At 62.5% G+C, this 19,351-nt stretch carries 14 protein-coding genes; 2 read left to right on the plus strand and 12 right to left on the minus strand.

What is annotated here, in order from left to right:
- Positions 1-3: 3 nt before the first annotated feature.
- The 7 genes from NBH09_RS01950 to NBH09_RS01980 form a co-directional block, all read right to left on the minus strand.
- Positions 4-645, minus strand: coding sequence for a type II secretion system F family protein (locus tag NBH09_RS01950; protein ID WP_138374414.1), 642 nt, complete (start codon positions 643-645; stop codon positions 4-6).
- Positions 642-1,568: a type II secretion system F family protein gene (locus NBH09_RS01955; protein ID WP_250786901.1), complete on the minus strand. Its 927-nt coding sequence runs from the start codon at positions 1,566-1,568 to the stop codon at positions 642-644. The genes NBH09_RS01950 and NBH09_RS01955 overlap by 4 nt, the downstream gene beginning before the upstream one ends.
- Positions 1,541-2,869 (minus strand): TadA family conjugal transfer-associated ATPase, encoded by a 1,329-nt coding sequence (locus NBH09_RS01960; protein WP_006235095.1) that lies wholly within the window; start codon positions 2,867-2,869, stop codon positions 1,541-1,543. The genes NBH09_RS01955 and NBH09_RS01960 overlap by 28 nt, the downstream gene beginning before the upstream one ends.
- The gene (locus NBH09_RS01965) at positions 2,866-4,515 is read right to left on the minus strand and encodes a nucleotide-binding protein (protein ID WP_138374412.1); all 1,650 of its coding nucleotides are present in this window, start codon (positions 4,513-4,515) and stop codon (positions 2,866-2,868) included. Before NBH09_RS01965 ends, NBH09_RS01960 begins: the two co-directional genes overlap by 4 nt.
- Positions 4,515-5,174, minus strand: a complete 660-nt coding sequence (gene cpaB / locus NBH09_RS01970) for a Flp pilus assembly protein CpaB (protein WP_249360913.1) — start codon at positions 5,172-5,174, stop codon at positions 4,515-4,517. Before cpaB ends, NBH09_RS01965 begins: the two co-directional genes overlap by 1 nt.
- A 252-nt stretch (positions 5,175-5,426) precedes the next feature.
- Positions 5,427-6,380 carry a ribosome small subunit-dependent GTPase A gene (gene rsgA / locus NBH09_RS01975; protein WP_502799833.1) on the minus strand — a complete coding sequence of 318 codons (954 nt, stop codon included), beginning with the start codon at positions 6,378-6,380 and terminating at the stop codon, positions 5,427-5,429.
- Between the two features lie 478 nt (positions 6,381-6,858).
- Entirely contained in the window at positions 6,859-9,540 is a 2,682-nt protein-coding gene (locus NBH09_RS01980) for a cation-translocating P-type ATPase (protein ID WP_138113960.1), read from the minus strand.
- Positions 9,541-9,982: 442 nt separating this feature from the next.
- On the opposite strand from NBH09_RS01980, the gene pyk reads away from it, so the two are divergent.
- Positions 9,983-11,443, plus strand: coding sequence for a pyruvate kinase (gene pyk, locus NBH09_RS01985; RefSeq protein WP_138113958.1), 1,461 nt, complete (start codon positions 9,983-9,985; stop codon positions 11,441-11,443).
- 760 nt (positions 11,444-12,203) lie between these two features.
- A complete protein-coding gene (locus tag NBH09_RS01990) occupies positions 12,204-12,941 on the plus strand; it encodes a hypothetical protein (protein ID WP_250786902.1) in 738 nt (245 codons plus the stop codon).
- Here the strand turns inward: NBH09_RS01990 and NBH09_RS01995 are convergent.
- The 5 genes from NBH09_RS01995 to pheT form a co-directional block, all read right to left on the minus strand.
- A complete protein-coding gene (locus tag NBH09_RS01995; RefSeq protein ID WP_052044001.1) occupies positions 12,938-13,786 on the minus strand; it encodes a hypothetical protein in 849 nt (282 codons plus the stop codon). The two genes, NBH09_RS01990 and NBH09_RS01995, sit on opposite strands and share 4 nt — an antisense overlap.
- Before the next feature lie 80 nt (positions 13,787-13,866).
- Positions 13,867-14,655 (minus strand): energy-coupling factor ABC transporter ATP-binding protein, encoded by a 789-nt coding sequence (locus NBH09_RS02000; RefSeq protein ID WP_250786903.1) that lies wholly within the window; start codon positions 14,653-14,655, stop codon positions 13,867-13,869.
- A 28-nt stretch (positions 14,656-14,683) separates the two neighbouring features.
- Entirely contained in the window at positions 14,684-15,520 is an 837-nt protein-coding gene (locus tag NBH09_RS02005; protein WP_006235106.1) for an energy-coupling factor transporter transmembrane component T family protein, read from the minus strand.
- Positions 15,498-16,583 (minus strand): cobalt transporter CbiM, encoded by a 1,086-nt coding sequence (cbiM, locus tag NBH09_RS02010; RefSeq protein WP_250786904.1) that lies wholly within the window; start codon positions 16,581-16,583, stop codon positions 15,498-15,500. The genes NBH09_RS02005 and cbiM overlap by 23 nt, the downstream gene beginning before the upstream one ends.
- Positions 16,584-16,828: 245 nt before the next feature.
- Positions 16,829-19,282: a phenylalanine--tRNA ligase subunit beta gene (pheT, locus tag NBH09_RS02015; protein ID WP_138113946.1), complete on the minus strand. Its 2,454-nt coding sequence runs from the start codon at positions 19,280-19,282 to the stop codon at positions 16,829-16,831.
- Positions 19,283-19,351: the final 69 nt, after the last annotated feature.

Consider the following 19,351-nt stretch of genomic DNA (forward strand, 5'->3'; position numbering starts at 1 on the left):
TCCCTACATCATCCCGCCTGCTCCCAGCAGCGGGCCCAATATGGACAGAAGCAACGCCGGCAAGATGAGCGTGCCGGTGGGAATCAGCAGCTTGACGGGCGCACGCTCGATCTCGCGCTCGACCGCAGCGCGATGAGCCGCACGGATCTCGCGACTTTGAGCGGCCAGCGTCTCGGCAAGTGGGGCACCCAGGGCGAGCGCCTGCCCCACCGTGATGGCAAAGGTCTCGAGCGCTCGCACGTCCAGGTCGCGCGCGGCGGCCAACAACTCGTCCTCACGCGTGCCCACGCCCACCTGCCACGCCATGCAGGCCCGCTCAAGGCGAAGAGCCAGCACTGACCGGCGGTTGGCGCAGAAAATCTCAAGCGCCGCATCAAACGAAAGACCGGCCGAAAGACCCAAGCGCACAACATCGATCATCTCGGACACTTCGCCGAGCGACACTCGCGCCGGGCCGCCCACTCCAACCGCGCCCTTCACTCGCGCGGTCAGGGCATCGACCACTGAGCGACCCGCGGCAGCGACCAGCACCGCCTCGCGCTTGCAGGCCCCTGCGATCTTGCGTGCATCCGCCCGATCCAAACCCGTCGCGACAAATACACTCAGGGCGCACAGGCAAGCCGCAACTGCAACCGGGGCGCTCATAGCTCCACCCGCATAATGCGTCGGATAACCACCAGGGCAACGGCATTGAGGGCAAGACCCAGCACCACAGCGCCCACGCCGGCAGGCGTCGCAAGACCGCGACGAAAATCTGCCGAAAGCAGCGCCAACACCGCGCACATGCCCGCCGGCATCGCCGCGACCATATGCGCAGACATGCGAGCCTGCGACGTCTTGACATCCAGGCGGCGCTTGAGCTCAATGCGCTCCCCCACCATGCTCGACGCCTCGGACAGTAAGTCGGCAAGCGGAGCACCGGTGCGCTGAGACACCTTAAGCGCCAAGGTCACAAGCGAAAGGCCGGGAGCGTCGATGCGCACGAGCAAGTCATCGAGCGCGTCGGTCGCCGAGATACCGCAATCGATCGCCGCCGCCGCCCGCAAAAACTCGGTATGCACCGGTTCTTGCGCATGAGCGCCCACAAAGCGCATGCCCTGGGCCAGCGAATGTCCCGAGGCAAGCGACATGGAAAGTGCGGTAAACGCCTCGGGCATTGCCTCTTCTGCATCGTGTTGCTCGCGCCGGCTCTCAAAGCCATCCCGAGCGGCGCCAGCGGCAATCGGAGCAACAAGTCCCAAGGCAAACCCGAGGGGCGATAACGACACCATCGTTAGTAAAACGCAGCAGACACCGCTCGATAGCAGTAGAAACGCCAAACGCCCCGAAGCATCTTCGATCACGAGGCCAAGGCGATGCGCCGGAGCCAGCGATGTCCACGAACGGGCGATCTTTTTCAGCAGATCGTTTTCCACCAGCTCACGCGGCAGCCTCTCTGCCACCGTCTCGAGCGCCTGACGCGCCAGCTCCGCCGGCGGCACCTGCGGCACACGAGGTTCCGCCCCGCACGCCGTCGCAACAGAAAACCCTGCCAAACCCCCTACGACGAGGGGCACAGCGACCTCCATTCGTCCACCTCCTCTTGTGTGAGCGTCCCCGACCGCAGGCCTTCTGCGATAAACGGCGGCTCGCGGTCAAGCGTCCAGGTGCGCTCGGCGGCATCGAAAGTCACATAGCGCTCGAGCTCTACGCCGCCCGACGCGGCGCGACGCACCCCCGAATACGAGGAGACGAAACGCCTGCCATCGGCGTGGCGCTCGGACATCACGATGCCGTCGAGCGCCATGGCAATCTGCTCCTCGATGAGCTCGCTCGGCAGATCGATGCCATAACGTGCAAGCAATGTCAGACGCACCACGGTCTCCTGTTCTGAACCCGCATGAAGTGTGGTGAGCGACCCGTCGTGGCCCGTGTTCATGGCCTGCAACATGTCGCAGCACTCGGCACCACGCACCTCGCCCACCACGATGCGGTCGGGGCGCATGCGCAGGGCATTAGTTACTAGGTCGCGAATCGTCACCGCACCCTCACCCTCAATTGAAGCCTCGCGCGCCTCTAGGCGCACCACGTGCGGATGATGCGCAAACTTGAGCTCGGCAGAGTCCTCGATCGTCACGATGCGCTCGCCGGTGGAAATCTCGCATGACAACGCGTTGAGCAGGGTGGTCTTACCAGATCCCGTGCCTCCCGCAACCGCCAGGTCCTGTCGCAGCGACACCGCGCACGACAGCAGCTGCGCATACCAAAGCGGCAGCGACCCCAGCCCCACAAGCTCGTCCAGTGAGCAGATGCGGTCCGAGAACTTTCGGATGGTGAGAATCGGTCCGTCAATCGCCACAGGCGGAATCACCGCGTTGACGCGATAGCCCGTTTTGAGGCGGGCGTTGACGATGGGGCTGCGTTCGTCGATACGGCGGCCAAGTGGCGAGATGATGCGGTCGATAAGCACACGGATCTGCTCATCATCCTCAAACGCATGCTCGATGGGGTACAAGACGCCACCACGTTCAAAGAAAGCCGAGCGGCAGCCGTTGATCATGATCTCGGTAACGGTGTCGTCCTCGATGAGCGGCTGCAACGGCCCCAAGCCCACCACGTCATCCAAAATCTCGTCGATGATGGTCTCGCGCTCGGGCGTCGCGAGATCGGTCGGTTCCTCAACATTGAGCGCCGCCTCCACCGCGGGACGCAATTCCGAGCGGGCAAGTGCCGGGTCGATATAGGCGCTGATACGCGCCACTTCGTCGTAACCCATGCGGTCCATCACGGCGCGCTTGGTGCGTCGTTTCACCGCGCGGCGACGCCCCGCATCTACAGGCGCTGCCGCCGCTGCAGCGCCGGCAGCCTTAATCCTCGTTTGCAGACTCATCGCTGATCACCCTCGCGCGACCAGGGAAGGCGGATACGCGGGCGCTCGGTACGCGTTGCACGGTCGGCGACCATATCGCTCCAAGGGCCGACGGCGCACCCCAGTTCCACGAGCATCTCGCGCGTAGCCTCGCGCACGCTGGTCGCAAAAGCGCTGGTCTGCCCCACTGCCTCGTCAGCGCGTCCAAACGCCATGAGCGCGGCGAGATCCTGCCCGCCATCGGCGATATGAATCTTGGAGCTCAACGCACAGGCAATCTCAAAGCGCATGGCGACGTCCTCGTCTGCCCCGCGCGCACCGAACCGGTTGAACACGGCGCTCATGCGCGTGCGCGGCACACCTACTCGACTTGCCAGTTCAATGACGCGCGACGCCGATGTCGCGGACGACACCGCCGCATCGCCAACGACCAGGCAACGGTCGCTCGCCGCCACCGCAGCCGCCACGGCATCGCCCCAAAAGACCGAGGTATCGATAAAGACCACGTCGGATTCGCGACGCAGGACATCGAGCAGCAGCTCCACCGGACGTGCCATGAGCTCAGCTTGCTCGGGCGCCGCGACGGGACCCCAGAGCGTAACGCCCGGGGCGACGCGCATCGATGCGGCCACGATATCCGGCTCGGTGAGCGTGCCCGCCGCCGACGGCTCGATAAGTGCCGCCATATCGTGCGGAGCATCGACGCCTAACAAGTCGTAAAGGTTTCCAAACATCAGGTCCAGGTCGAGCACGGCGGCACGCAAGCCCAACAGCGACGATGTGTGTGCCATGGTGGCAACGATCGTCGACTTGCCGCAACCGCCCGAACCCGAAATGGCGCAGATGACCGGAGCTCGATGCGGCGAAGCGGCAGCGTCTGCCGGCGGCATCGGAGGCGGCGGGGCGGGCGTCGGTGACAGCGTCCCCGTCTCCCCCGCCGCAACTACACGCTGCGTCCAAGCCGGCATGGCGGCTTGTTCGGTCTGCGAGGCAGGCTCGTTCTGCGCAATCTGCTCATGCTGCATCAGCGACAACTCGCCGCACCCGGCAAAGCCCTCAACTTCGTCGAGTTCATCCGCCAGATTCACGCCGCGCACGTATCCCATATCTACAGCCGGGGAGTCGCCAGCATGCTGCGCCGGTCCTCCAGCGTCATCGTATACAAGGGGGTTCCGGGGGCGCCGACCATGCTCGGCTTCCGCTTTTCCATAATCATCAACACGCGGGCCTCTTGTAGCGCGAGGCGCCCCGGGTTCCCTATCAACAAAAGCATCGGGCTCAATCGTCATGCGCCGATCGGAATCAACCGCTCCCTCGCCCGCTCGCCCGTTGCCGCATATACTGTGCGCAGCGATGACCTCGGTCGCCCCTGCGCGAAACAGCCCCTCGATATCCGACGGATCGAGTGCTTCTATCAACACGACCACGCGACTCACGCGGCCTTCGGCCGTCAGGCGCGCAACAGTCTTGCGCACATCTTCGGTATCAAACAGAGACGCCGCGATGATGGCAGCTCCGCGGCGCGACGGAAACGCCCGCGCCATGGAAACCAGCCCGTCCAGGTCACCCACGCGAAGCACCTGTGCACCCGTATCACGGCCCTCGACTTCCCGCTGCAACAGCCCGTAATCGCCGCACGCGCAGCACGCAAGCCAGATCGCCTTCATCACTCGTCGCCTCCGCTCTTTTTGCCGCGCGCCGTGGCGGGAATCGTCAAGCTGACCGTTCCCTTGCCCGAGGCTCCCAGCAGTTCCTTGACGTCTTCGGGGTCAGCCGCCAGCGTCACCCATTCGATCTTGCCCTCGCGCGTGGCACCGGAATCCTCACTGGTATCGATCACGTACGCGCCGCACAGTCGATCGGTTACGCCGTCTTTTTGCACATACACATCCACGTAGCTGCCCACGCCCGTAGCACCGCCGACCGAGTGCTCGGCATCGACCGCCACCGAAACGGCGACCTTGCCCTTAGGCACCTCGAGCTTGTGGCTCTCGGCCTTGGTGTAGACATTGCAGATCACGGCGTTTTTGGGAATACGCGAAGTCGTCACGTCGCCGCGCACCTGGCGCAGCTCGGTCGCCGCGTCACGCGGCAGCAGACTCGTCAGCCATTCCTGGGTTATGACATTGGTCTCATCGAGGGTCTCGCCCACATCGATATCGCGCGCCGCGACGCATACCTCGGCGCGATCGCCACCGTACTTGGCCAAGGTCTCAGCCTGGACCTGTTCGGCTTGCGAGCGAATCGACGAGCCGTAAACCATGCAGAGCAGCGCAGCGAGCACGCCCGCGACCAGACTGATGGCGATGCGCTTGCTCTTGTTCACGGCCGCTCCTCTCATGGCAGTGCCGGGCGAATGCCCGTACCACCATTGTCTGGGTGGTCAGAGTGCAAAGCGGCGCAATCGCGATCTCGGTATTCGATGTCAAACCAATCGCTGACCAAAAACTAACCAGCCCGTCAAGCTCGTGGCAAGGTTTTGGTCAGCACGTCAGCAAACTGCATGTTTCGAGGCTTTTTCGCAGCAAAAAAGCCGTCTCCCGAACAGTTGGAAGACGGCTGTCATAGGAAAAATCAATTACAGGTGGACATCGGGATCGAGCATTTGAGCACTCACGCGCATGGATGACGCCAGGTTTTGGAACGTTTCCAAACGCAGGCTGTCGATCTGCCCGGCGTCCTCGGCCTCGCGAACGGCACAACCCGGCTCATGGGTATGCGTGCAATCGCCAAACCGGCACGCGCGCGATGCCTCGACAATCTCGGGGAAGGCGCGCGCCAGACCCCGCTCGTGACCCACGAGCGGTAAGCTGCGCAGGCCCGGGGCATCGGCGATCACGCCGGCGTCGCCCGGCAGTGCCACCATCACGCGCGCGACGGTAGTGTGACGGCCCTGGTCGTCGCGTTCGCGCACACCGCCAGTCGCCAACGTATCGTGGCCCAGCAGCGCATTGAGCAGCGTCGACTTGCCGGCACCCGACTCGCCCAGAATCATGGCGCAGCTCCCGGCAGGCACGCAGGAACGAACCTCGTCCAGGCCGCGCCCCTCGGCAGAGGACGTCACGATCACGCGCACGTCCGGACCCACCAGGCGGCGCACGCGGTCCAGATCGCGCTCGAGCTCCTCGGCATCGCAGCGATCAGCTTTGGTGAGCACCACCACCGGCTCGGCATCGCAGTCGAGCGCCAACACCAGCGAGCGCGCCACGCGGTCGAGCAGCACCTCACCGGCACCGAGCGCCTGCACGATTAGCACGCTATCCACGTTGGAGCAGAGCACCTGGCGCTCTCCACGGGCACGGCCGCGCCAACGCTCAAAGCTCGTACGGCGTGGCAGCACGCACTCAATCACGCCCATATCGTGCCCGGGAGCGCGGCGCACCGCCACACGGTCGCCCACGGCAGGCAGCAGGACCTCGTCCTCGCCGCGCGACTTGGCAAACCCCACGGCATGCTCGGCGCGGAAGGCGTCATCGGCAGTCGCCACCAGCGGAAACCCGCGATCCAAGCGCACCACGGCGCCAAGCTGCATCTGCTCGGGCTCCTCGGCATGTGCGCAAAAGTCGTCAAATGCCGCCTGCTGAGCTTCATCGACCGGCAGGTCATCGAACGCCGGAACATCCTGCAGCGCGTCGAGTCCCGGCACGTTTGCCAGCAGCTCCTCGGCTGATGCGGGGGCCTCGGTCGCAAGCTTCCGACGACGATCGCGCTTAGCCCGCGCCCCCGTCGTCTTTTTCTTCGCTTTAGCCTTAGCCTTGCCCACAAGCGCCTCCCAGCACCATAAATCACAACTGAGCAGGTATTTTAAATCAAAAAGAGCTGGCCGGGCAAAGCCCGACCAGCTCACAAACTTTCCCTCAGCCCTTTTCATCCGCACGGGAGAAAAGCCAGCAAGGATACCGCAGGGCCCGCCCGCCGGGAGGGGTTTCCTAAGGGCACATCCCGCAGCCGCAAAGCGGCGAGGACGTGCCCGTGGAAACCCCGCAGGCGGTCGGGCCCGGACAGGTACGTTACTCCTTCTCGACCGCGCGCATGATCGCCTTGTAGATCTCCATAAGCGGGATGATCAGGAAGGCCAGACCCAGCGCGGCAAGAACGCCCTTGAGCTCAAGCGTCACAGGGCCGAAGAACATCTCGGCAAGCGTCGGCTGCACGGTCACGATCACCGTCAGCACCAGTGCCAGCGCGGCGGAAGCCCACAGCCACTTGTTCTGCTTCTTCATGGTGAACAGCGACGCACGACGGCTGCGCATATTGAAGCAGTGGAAAATCTCGACCATGTTGAGCGTGATGAACGCCATCATCACGCCTTCCTCGTCGGCATTGCCGGCGATCATATCGGCGATGTGGATGTAGCCCATGTCAAAGTACACGCCCACAAAGAAGCTCGCCAGCACCAGCACGGTGATGATCAGGCCCTGGACCACGCAGTCCAGACCCATATGTCCGGCAAAGACGCCGTCCTTGGCGTTGCGCGGCTTGCGCTTCATGATGTCGCCCTCGGCATCCTCCATGCCCAGCGCGAGCGCGGGGAAGCAGTCGGTGACCAGGTTCACCCACAGCAGCTGCACCGGCTGAAAGATGGTAAAGCCGATGAGCGTGGCGATAAACACCGAGAACACCTCGGCAAGGTTGGCCGAAAGCAGGAACTGGATGACCTTGCGGATGTTGTCGTAGATGCGGCGCCCCTCTTCGCAGGCACCGATGATGGTGGCGAAGTTGTCGTCGGCAAGTACCATGTCGGCGACGTTCTTGGTGACGTCGGTACCGGTGATGCCCATGCCCACGCCGATGTCGGCGCGTTTGATGGACGGGGCGTCGTTGACGCCGTCGCCCGTCATGGCCACGATCTGGTCGCGTGACTTCCATGCCTCGACGATGCGGGTCTTGTGCTCGGGCTGGACGCGGGCGTACACGCCGTAGTCCTCGATGTGCGCGTCGAGCTCCTCGTCGCTCATGCGATCGAGGTCGGCACCGGTGATGGCATGGCTGCGATCGGTGACGATGCCCAGCTGCTTGGCGATGGCCACGGCGGTGTCGATGTGGTCGCCCGTAATCATGACGGTGCGGATACCGGCGTCGTGCGCCTCGCGGATGGCGTCGGCGACCTCGGGGCGGACCGGGTCAATCATGCCGGACAGGCCGCAGAAGACCAGGTCATGCTCGAGCGCGGCGGGGCTGCAGTCGGCCGGGACCTCGGTGTAGGTGCGGCTCGCCAGCGCCAGCACGCGCAGGGCCTCGTCGGCCATGGCCTTGTTGGCGGCCACGAGCTCGGCGCGACGCTCCTCGGTCAGGGGGACAACCTTGTCGCCCTCGTAGATATGGGTACACAGGCCGATCACCACGTCGGGCGCGCCCTTGGTGTACTGCTCGTACTCGCCGTCCAGGGTCTCGACGACCACGGACATCATCTTGCGGCCCGAGTCAAACGGGGCCTCGCCCACGCGCGGATGCTCGGCAGTCAGGCCAGTGAGCCCCGCCTTGCCGGCATCGTTGACGAGCGCACACTCGGTCGGCTCACCCACAGCCTCGCCCAGTTCCTCGTCCCACTGGGCGTCGGAGCACAGAGCCATGCCGGCCAGGAACTTCTCCTTAGGCGCAGCGAGCTCGTGCTTGACGACGGTCATCTTGTTCTGGGTGAGGGTACCGGTCTTGTCGGAGCAGATGGTCTGTGTGCAGCCAAGGGTCTCGACGGCGGAAAGCTTGCGGATGATTGCCTGGCGCTTGGCCATCTTGGTCACGCCAAGCGACAGCACGATGGTCACGACGGCGACCAGGCCCTCGGGGATGGCAGCGACGGCGAGCGAGACGGCGACCATAAAGGTATCGAGCAAGGCTGTCGGGTCGGTGAGGACGTTGCCCACGCCGTGACGGATGATGTCGACGCCAAAGATGACGACGCAGATGACGATAACCATGATGGTAAGGATGCGGCTGAGCTCGGCGAGCTTCACCTGCAGCGGCGTGAGCTCTTCCTTGGCCTCGGCCAGGGCGCCGGCGATCTTGCCCATCTCGGTGTTCATACCGGTGCCGACCACGACGGCGCGACCGCGGCCGTATACCACGGTGGAACCCATGTAGCACATGTTCTTGCGGTCGCCGAGCGGCACGTCGTCGATGCCGGCGGCGAGCTCAATGACGTTGGCATGCTTCTCGACGGGCACGGACTCGCCGGTAAGGGCGGCCTCCTCGATCTTCATCGTGGCGCTCTCGAGCACACGGCAGTCGGCCGGGACGGAGTCGCCCGCCTCGAGCATGATCACATCGCCGGGCACGAGCTCGGCGCTCGGCAGGTGCACGAGCTTGCCGTCGCGCAGCACCTTGGACTGCGCCGCGCTCATCTCCTGCAGGGCCTCGAGGGCCTCCTCGCTTTTAGCCTCCTGAACCACGCCCAGCACCGAGTTGACGATAACGACGAACATGATGATGGCGACATCGGCAAAGTCCGCCTCGCCCTTGACCATGCCCGTGAGCGCGCTGATGACGGCGGCAACGATCAGCATGATAACCATGGGGTCGGCCATCTGCTCAAAGAAGCGCTTCCACAACGGCGTCTTCTCGGCTTCCTCGAGCTTGTTAGGGCCTGTCTTGGCGAGGCGCGACGACGCCTCGTCGTTGCTCAGGCCGAGGTTCTCATCGACACCTTGGTCGCTGAGTACCTCCGCCGCGGCGGACAGGTATTCCTTTTGCATATAGAGTCCCCTCCTGGGATTCGGGCCACTCAGCAGATTGATGCCCGATCATAATTCCCAGGAGAAGGGCAAGGGCTCATCAAGGCTGCCGTGCTGAGCGGCAGTTGATAGTGGGGCTATGGTACCCCAAAGCGGCGCGTCTAGCCAAAACATTCCAATTGGAAACACGGCTCGAGTGCAACGATGCAGACCGTGTGATGCTCAACATTGATAAAACGTTTTTTCTTCGGTGCATCATCAAACTGAAATATCGCCCAGATAGCAGCGGTCAGAACGGTTGGTAAAGATTTTTCATATACCGTTTTTACCGCAAAAAATGAACTTCTAATTCGGCATACGGTCGATTTTTTGAGGTATTCGGTCGGCATTTCGTTATAATCATCTCAGTTTAATTTCTTATGGTTTATCTATCAGCGCAAGACGATGTCAGATGGAGGTCTGAATGTACAAGCGCACCAAGATTGTATGCACCATGGGTCCCGCCTGCGATAGCGACGAGACCATCCGCGAGATGATCAAGGCGGGCATGAACGTCGCCCGTTTTAACTTCTCGCACGGATCCTACGACGAGCACCACGGTCGCATCGAGCGCGTCCGTCGTATTTCCAAGGAGCTCGGCATGCCCGTCGGCATCCTGCTCGACACCAAGGGCCCCGAGGTCCGCACCGGCCTTTTGGTCGACGGCAAGAAGGTTGCCGTCAAGACCGGCGACAAGATCGTCGTCACCGCTCAGCCCACGTCCGAAGATTTCCACGGCACCTCTGAGCACATCTCCCTCGACTACCTGGCTCTGCCCTCCGAGGTCGAGAAGGGCTCCCTTATCCTGATCGATGACGGTCTGGTTGCCCTCGAGGTCGAGTCCGTCGACGGCCAGGACATGACCTGCGTCGTTAAGAACGACGGCCTGATCGGCGAGCGCAAGGGCGTCAACATGCCCAACGTCAACATCTCGCTGCCCGCCATCACCGAGCGCGATCGTCAGGACATCCTCTTTGGCCTGACCGAGAACATCGACTACATCGCCGCTTCCTTCATCCGTGACGGCGAGTCCGTCCGCGGCATCCGCGAGCTTTGCCGCGAGAACGGCGGCGAGCACGTGACGATCTTCCCGAAGATCGAGTGCGCCCTGGGCGTCGAGAACTTCGACGAGATTCTCGAGGCTTCCGACGGCATCATGGTCGCCCGTGGCGACCTGGGCATCGAGATCAAGCCCGAGCTCGTTCCGCACATCCAGAAGGAGATCATCGCCAAGTGCAACGCGGCCTACAAGCCCGTTATCACCGCTACGCAGATGCTCGACTCCATGCAGCAGAACCCGCGCCCGACGCGCGCCGAGGTTGCCGACGTTGCTAACGCCATCTACGACGGCACCGACGCCGTTATGCTCTCTGGCGAGTCCGCTGCCGGTAAGTACCCGGTCGAGGCCGTTAAGATGCAGGCCAGCATTGCTCTCGAGACTGAGAAGTACCTCCCGGCTCACGCTCCGCTCGAGGTTCCGGCTGACGCTCACGGCACCCGCGTCGTCAACAACGTTGTGGGTATGTCCGCTGTGAACATGGCTACCACCGTTGGCGCCAAGTGCATCACCGTGCCGACGACCACCGGTCGTACCGCTCGCCTGATCTCGCACTTCCGTCCCAACATGCCGATCTGCGCGTTCTCCCGCCACGAGTGGGCCGTCCAGCAGATGATTATGTACTGGGGCGTTATCCCGCACCAGGCCGAGATCACCCAGGGCACCGTCAACGGCACGATCGTCAAGGCGATCGAGACCGCTAAGGAGCTCGGCTACGTCGAGACTGGCGACCTGACCGTCGCTACCGCCGGCGATCCCCGCATGAGCGTCCAGCTCGAGGACAAGGTCTCCTCGACCAACGTCGCTTACGTCGCTCAGGTGCGCTAAATCGCACTTGCAAGCAGACTTGCATTGCAAAGGGCCCGGAAGGCTTCGCCTTCCGGGCCCTTTTTCTGTGCGCTAAAGCCGGGGCACGGCAAAACACGCGCCCATTTCTTTACCAAAAGCGCGAAATCCACCCTTCGAGACCCAATGAATAAAGTCCCAAGCGCTAAAAGTGTTCGCCCGGTGGCAAACCCACACCTTAACCGACGCTGCTAAATCGTTTTAGCAAGAGCCGGATTGACCTGCTTTTCGGAAGTATGCGGCAAATTCTGATACCTCCGAGCACACCCCGTTTTTTCGCAACAAAATGCCTGATAAACTAGCCTCAAAAGCCAGGTCTGCTCACAAGGTTTAGATTTTGCCGCATACTTCCGAATTGACACTGGCATCGCACGGTCCAAAAGCATATTTCGACCAGGAGGACGTCATGGACCTGACGCTATGCGGTCAATCCGCTTTTTACTATCACCGTATCCCGCCACAGATATTAGGCCTTTACCCTGCCATTAGCCTTGGCAATATGGATCGCAGATGTTGCGGCCTCGGAAGTCATGCAGTTGTAAAAGACCTGCTTCACGCACCGCTTCACAGGATTGTATTCACTCGGGCACAATCCGGGTCGCGAAGCCTGTTTAAATCGCACCTCCTGACCCAAGAGCCGCCTCCCGGGTCGTTTAGGCAAACCGAGCATGGGTTTGATGTCACATCGCCCGAGTTCACACTGCTCAACCTTGCTACGCAGGTCTCACGCAACCAGCTGCTTATGGCGTGTTATGAGATGTGCAGCTCGTTTGCTGTGCATACACCCTGCAAACGAGCGCAACGGCAACTTGATGAAGCTATTTCGCTTAAGCTCATTCCACCCAACTGCGGCTGGGAGCGGGTTATCGACGTCAACGGCAAGGATACCAACCTGTGGAAGCGCACGCCGCTTCTTTCCGCAGCGGATATCGCCGCGTTCGCCAAGCAGGCCGCAGGCCTGCGCGGTGTTAAGCAGCTCCGCTGGGCCGCCGAACGCATGACAGGACAGACCGCCTCGCCCTTCGAAGTACAGACCTCCATGCTTATCTCGCTCCCCCGCGACGAGGGCGGCATGGGCATCAACATCGCAAACAACGTGCGCATCCCACTCAGCGACGCCGCGCGCTCGCTGTATGACAAAACCTGCTGCTACGCCGATATCCTCATCGAAAGCGCCACCGACAGCATGGGTGTCATCCTTGAATGCCAAGGCCGCTCCGCCCACGACAGCGAAGCCGCGAGCCTCTCCGATGCCGAGCGCGCCACCGCGCTCACAAGCATGGGCTACGACGTCATCCAAATTACCTTTGGCCAGATTAAGGATAAGAAGAGCTTCGACCACATAGCCGAGCTCATCCATAAAAAGGCTGGACTTTCCTACACCCCAAAGACCAAACAGGAGCGCGCCGCCGAAGTCACCCTGCGGCAAGAGCTACTTGTCAATTGGGTTGAGCTATTCACCGCCAAGCCGGCCAGCTAGCAGCTAGCAATCAGGGGAAGCGCAGGCATATCGGGCGATTCGACGCGAGCCGCAAATCCCGCCTCGGTTAGCTCGATGACCTCGGTAAACGTTGTATCGAAAAACTCCTCGGTTAGCAGGCGATACGGCGGATGATCGGACTCGCCGGGGTTTTCGCGTACAATCTCGTGCATAACGCCGATGGTCTTGAGCACATACTCCTTATGGATGGGATACTGACCAAAACGGGTCGCCGCAGTATACAGGCGATCGGTCGCGCGCGGTATCGAAACGATGCCGAGTGTCTTGCCAAACCAGTCAAAGTCGCCTTGCTTTTTAATGCGGAATTCCTCGCACGGCTTGCCGCCATGCGCCTCCAGGTACTGATTCACACGCGTATTCCATACGGTATCGGCCACCAGATGCGACCAAACGCCCAGCGTCAGATCGAGCAGCGACTGCGCCACGTCATCGGGCGCGAGCGAAAGCTCGCTAGCACCGGGACCGGCGACCGGCTCGGCGTCCTTGTAACGTTGGGGATAATGCACGCGATTCAGTCGCTCGCGCTCCTCGACAATCGAGGTAGCCGCGGCTGGCGCACCGGTGGGCGAACTTTTAAGCAACGGTGCCACATAGGTATCCCAGAACTCATGCTCACGAGGCTTAGGGATAGGCTCGGGCTTTGCAAAGTGCGTAATGCGGTACGGGATGGGATCGGCGATGCCAGGGACCATATAGCCCACGAAGATATCCGGAACCACGCAGCCAAACAAAAAGGCATTGCGGTCGCGCACGCTATTGGCAAGTGCACCGGTGCGCTCCAGCAAACGCTCCGTCTGAGCGATATGAATGTTCCAACTTGGCATAGCCACCCCCATAAAAAACCTGGATAACTATACCATCACGGCAAAGCCGCGCGGGCGGCTACGCACGCTCTACGCAGCAACTAGTCCGTAGTACCGCTTTCGGTTCCATACGACGGCGAAGGCGCCTCGACCACATGGTGATATCGATCGATATAGATTGCACGGGCACCCAGGCGTCGCACCAAATCCTGGTGATGCGTGCTCATCAAGACCGTCTTACCCGCCGCGACGTAGGCCAGCAAGAAGTTGACCACGATGTCGCATGAATCCTCGTCGAGCCCATTGGTGGGCTCATCGAGCACTAGGATATCGGGGTTCATCGATACAACTGCCGCCAGCGCCACACGCTTCTTTTGCCCGCCCGAGAGCTGATAGGGAGAGGCGTCGGCAAGGTCGGCAACCTGGAACAGCCCCATGGCATCGCGCACGCGGCGCTCGAGCTCGTCTGCCGGCAGCCCCATCTGCGCGGGACCAAAAGCAACTTCCTCGTCCACCGTGGCGCAGAACAGCTGGGCATCGGCGTTTTGGAACACGAAGCCCACGCGCTGGTGGAACTTCTGAGCAGCAGCAGAATCCTTCAGATACGCCGCATTGACCACGTGCCCGTCAAACAGGTATGCCCCTGCGTCCGCGAGTTCAAGGCCGTTAATAAGACGCATAATCGTCGTCTTGCCGCAGCCGTTGGGACCGAGCAGGGCAACGAGTTCACCACGATCGACCTGCAGCGACACGCCATCGACAACCGTATGCCCCGCATAGGAGAACACCACGTCGCGCAGCTCGATGAGCGGAACGACCTCGGCGCCGCCCACACCGTTCGTGCCCGCCGCACTATTCATATCGATCGTCAAAACGTCGCCCTTCCCCATTTGCATCCCCAGTCGGAACCAGCAGCGCCTACAGCACGGCGCACAACACTGTCAGCAGCGCCACGCCGGCCGCATAGGCCGCATCGCGCCAGCCAAACCTGGCGCGCGCGGGAGCCGGATACGCACCGGCAAAGCCGCGGCAAAGCATAGCCTCGTCCATCGCGCGGCTGCATTTCATCGCCTTGATAAAGGTCATGCCCATGATACCCGCGATCGAATCGGTACGCGAAAATCCCTCGGGCGCACGGCCAACGCTGCGCAGCATGACCGATTCGCACAGATCGTGCGCCGTACGACCCAGCACCTCGATGTGCTTGAGCGCCATATCAAACGTAAAGATAACTTCGTCGGGTAGATGCAGCATCTTGAGCGCCGCCGACATGCGGCTCCACGTGAGGGTCCACGAAGCGCCCAGCACCAGCGACACATTAATGAAGGTCTTGAGCGCAATCTTGAGCATGGCGCCCGTAGCGGAAGCACCCAGCAGCAGGGCAGGCAGCGCCAAAACCACTGCGAGCCCCGCGGCGCCAAGCGCCGGCACAAAGGTCGCGCGCAGCCCGCGTATGGGACGCACGGCAACGAGCACCAGCGCAATGGCCGCCATCAACATGAGGTACAGCGGGCTTTGTGTCAGGCACACGCACAGGACGCAAACGAATATCCCCACCAGGCGCACCGGAGCCGAAACGCAAGAAAGGGCGCGGTCGACCATCGACCCGCCCTCGTGCGCGCCTCCACCCAGGCGAACCCGCTCAAGCAGGCTCGCCAGGTGCAGGACGTTCTTTTGCATCACGCGATGACGAGCGCCCGTGGGCTCGTATCGCTCCTCGGCCGCAAGCCAGCTAGGCAGCTCGACCATCGCCATGGGCTCCGCTTTCCTTGACCGTCAGCGAGATCAGACGGAATGCGATGGTGAGCACCGCCACGCCAATCACGCCGGACAAGATATACATGGCAGCCTGACCGGCAAAGCCGAGACCCTGCTCCTCGGAATAGGCCTGCAGGTAATCACCCGTAGGCAGAGCGTCGGCAAAGGTCGGGGTGTCGAGACCGACCGAAGCCTGCAGGCTGTCGTCGCCAGCCTCCTGAACGGCGGTCGCGGCGCCCTCGGCGTCCCACTCACCCCAGGCGTCACCCGTGGCCAGCAGGCCCAGCGGCGTGGCCACGACAAGCACGGCAACCAAGATGAGCGTGGGGACCAGCGAGGTCTTCTTTGCAGCAGCGCCCTCGGCAGCAAGCTGTCCATCGGCGGCTTCGGGGCCGACGATAACGCTCGGCGCCGTCTTCTTGATAAAGCCGTAGATCGCGGCAGTCGCCACGCCCTCGACCACGCCGGCTACCAACATATGCGGGATCATCATGGCCGGAATGGCAATGGACAGCGGGAAGGGGCAGTATAGCGGGGCACCCGAGGCGTTGGTGAAGAGCATCGGCTGAATGCCGAACTCGATGGCAGCGCACAGGGCAGCCACGCACAAGCCGATCCAGCCGCTCACGATGGCAGAAACCGAAGTGCCCCAGCTCTTGTCGTGCAGGCGGCCGTTGAGCGCACGGAACACGATGGCTGCCACAAACGGCAGCACAAATGCCATGTTAAAGCAGTTGGCTCCAAAGGACAGGATGCCGCCGTCGCCAAACAGCAGCGCCTGCAGTGCCAGTGCGACCGAAACCGCAATGGCCGCGGCCTCGGGGCCCAGCAGCAGCGCGATGAGTGCACCGCCGACGGCGTGACCCGTGGTGCCGCCGGGCAGCGGCACGTTAAACATCATGAGCAAGAAGGAGAACGCAGCGCAGATGCCCAGGAAAGCCATGTGCTCGCGATCGAGCGTGGCGCGTACCTTTTTGATGCAATGGACCCAAACGGGCACCATCGCCACCGCCATAACGGCATCGGTCTGCGGGGACAGGTAGTTATCTGGAATGTGCATATACGCCTCCCGGTTATCGACGCACAGAATTGCAACGCCGCTTGAATCACCTTGTCAGTGTTACGCATTGTCAGATTCGTAACACGCCGCGGGCTATCATAGCAAAACGGCGCACTGCCGACAAAGCAGCACGCCGTTATGTAATGCGCGTGTCATATATGAAGGCTCAACGGTGCCTTATACCGAAAACAGCAGTCACGTAAGACTCGGCGGCAGCCGACGCTGGTCTATATCCGGCGCAGGACCTAGCCGCGGACCTCGCCGTTTACGCCCTTGCACACCTTGGTGACGATCTTCTGGTGCGCCTTTTCGACCTCTTCGCTGGTGAGCGTGTGGTCGTCGGAGCGATACGTAAGCGCAAAGGCCATGGATTTCTTGCCCTTGCCGATGCGGACCGGATCGCGGTAGACATCGAACAGGCGCACGCCCTCGAGCAGCTTGCCGCCGGCACTCGTAATACGACGCTCAAGATCCTCGCAGGTCACAGTGTTGTCAACCACGATAGCGAGGTCGTGCTCAACGGCCGGGTACTGCGAGAACTCACGGTAGTTCTCCTGGTTGCGGGCGCCCTTGATCAGCTTATCCAAGTCGAGCTCAAAGGCGACGACGACCTCGTCAATGCCCATAGCCTCGCGCGCCTCGGGGTGGATCTCGCCGACCCAACCCAGCACGGTGCCGCCGGACAGGACCTCGGCAGCACGACCCGGCTGCAGGAAGGCATAGCCCTCGCCCTCGACGGGACGGAAGCGAACCTTCTCGATGCGCAGCTGGGCGAGCAGCTCCTCGACGATGCCCTTGCCAAAGAAGAAACGCAGCTTGCGGTACTTCATGCTCCAAGACTGCTCGCTCCACTGGCCCGAGAGCACGCCCGCGACGGACTTGGTCTCCTTGGGCAGGCTGGCGTTCTCGCGGCCATGGAACAGGCTGCCGACCTCGTACAGGTGTACGTTGGGCGTACCGTGCGCCTCGTTATAGGCAACGGACTGCAGCAGACCCGGCAGCAGCGAGCGGCGCATCTCGGTCTGCTCGGCCACCAGCGGGTTCATGAGCACCACGGGGCAGCCGCGGCCCTCGGTGGACATGCCGATCTTCTCCAGGTCGCCCGGAGCGGCAAAGCCAAAGGTCGTGGTCTCGTTGAGGCCGCAGGCGCGCAGGATCTCGCCGACCTTGCGGGTGAGCTTCTGCTCGCGAGTCAGGCCGCCGATGTGGTTCTTGGCAGCCGGAATGGTCGCCGTGACGCGACCCATGCCCCACAGGCGCAGAACCTCCTCGATCAGGTCGATCTCACGCGGCAGGTCGGGACGGAAGCTCGGCGGCGTGACCATAAAGTCCTCGCCGTCGCGCTCGACGGTGCAGCCCAGGCGGGTGAGCGAGCGCTCGATAAAGTCGGGCTCGATGTCGGCACCGCAGATGGCGTGCACGCGGGCCAGGCGCAGCTTAATGCTGTCGATGGTCTTGGGCGCGGGGAAAACGTCGACATAGCCGGGAGCAACCTCGCCGCCGGCGATCTCCTCGATCAGCGCGCAGGTAACGTTGGCGACATCCACGCAGCCGGTCTCGTCGACCTGGCGCTCAAAGCGAATGGAGGCGTCGGAGATCAGCGAAAGGTCGCGGCTGGTGTGCGAGGTGCGGCCGGCATTGAAGCAGGCGCTCTCGACCATCACGTCAACGGTATCGTCCTCGATCTCGGAATCCATGCCACCCATAACACCGGCCAACGCCACGGGGCGCTCGCCGTCGGTGATGAGGCCCATGCCGGCGTCAAGCGTGCGCTCCTCGCCGTCGAGCGTCGTGAACTTCTCGTCCTGCTGGGCGGCGCGAACCACCACACGACGGTGGCCATCGCGCTCGGCAAAGGTGTCCAGGTCAAAGGCGTGCAGCGGCTGACCGGTGAGCATCATCACATAGTTGGTGATGTCGACGATGTTGTTGTGCGGGCGCACGCCCAAGGCGTTAAGGCGCTTGACCATCCAGTCGGGCGACGGGCCGACCTTGACGTTGCGCACGATGCGGGCAACGTAGCGGTCGCACAGGCCCTCGTCGGCAATCTCGACCGAAAGCTCGTCGTCGGTCGCGCGGCCGGTCTCGGCCTTGATGGCGGGCAGCTCAACGTGGAAATCGCGGTCGAAGATGGCGCCGGTCTCGCGGGCCATGCCGATCATGGACAGGCAATCGGGACGGTTGGGCGTGATCTCGCAGTCGAGCACGGTGTCGCTCGAGCCCACGTACTCGGCAAACGGCATGCCGCAGGGCGTATCCTCGGGCAGGATCATGATGCCGGAGTGGTCGCCGCCCAAGCCGAGCTCGCGCGCGGAGCAGTTCATGCCCATGGACACGACGCCGCGAAGCTTGCTCTTCTTGATCTTGACGCCGCCGGGCAGGACAGCGCCGATCATGGCCGCGACGATGTGGTCACCGGCCTCGAAGTTCTGCGCGCCGCAGACGATCTGCAGCGGAGCGGGGTTGCCGTCGGCGTCGAGGTTCTTGTCACCCACGTCGACCGAGCACACATACATGTGGTCGCTATCGGGGTGCGGGGTCTTGGTGAGCACCTGGGCGGTCACCACGTGGTCGAAGGACTCGCCCACGGTGTCGATCGCCTCGACCTCGGTGCCGGTACGGATATATTCGTCCGAAAGGGTCTTGGGATCCTCCGGAATATCGATCATGGTCTTGAGCCAGTCGTAAGAAACACGCATCTAGCTCTCCTTTCATACTGAAAGCCTGCGAAGAGATGCAGGTGGAAACTTCAACTTTGTGAACATTCC

The sequence above is a fragment of the Collinsella sp. BG-O-102 genome, assembly GCF_023656745.1.
In the GTDB taxonomy this organism is placed as follows: Bacteria; Actinomycetota; Coriobacteriia; order Coriobacteriales; family Coriobacteriaceae; genus Collinsella.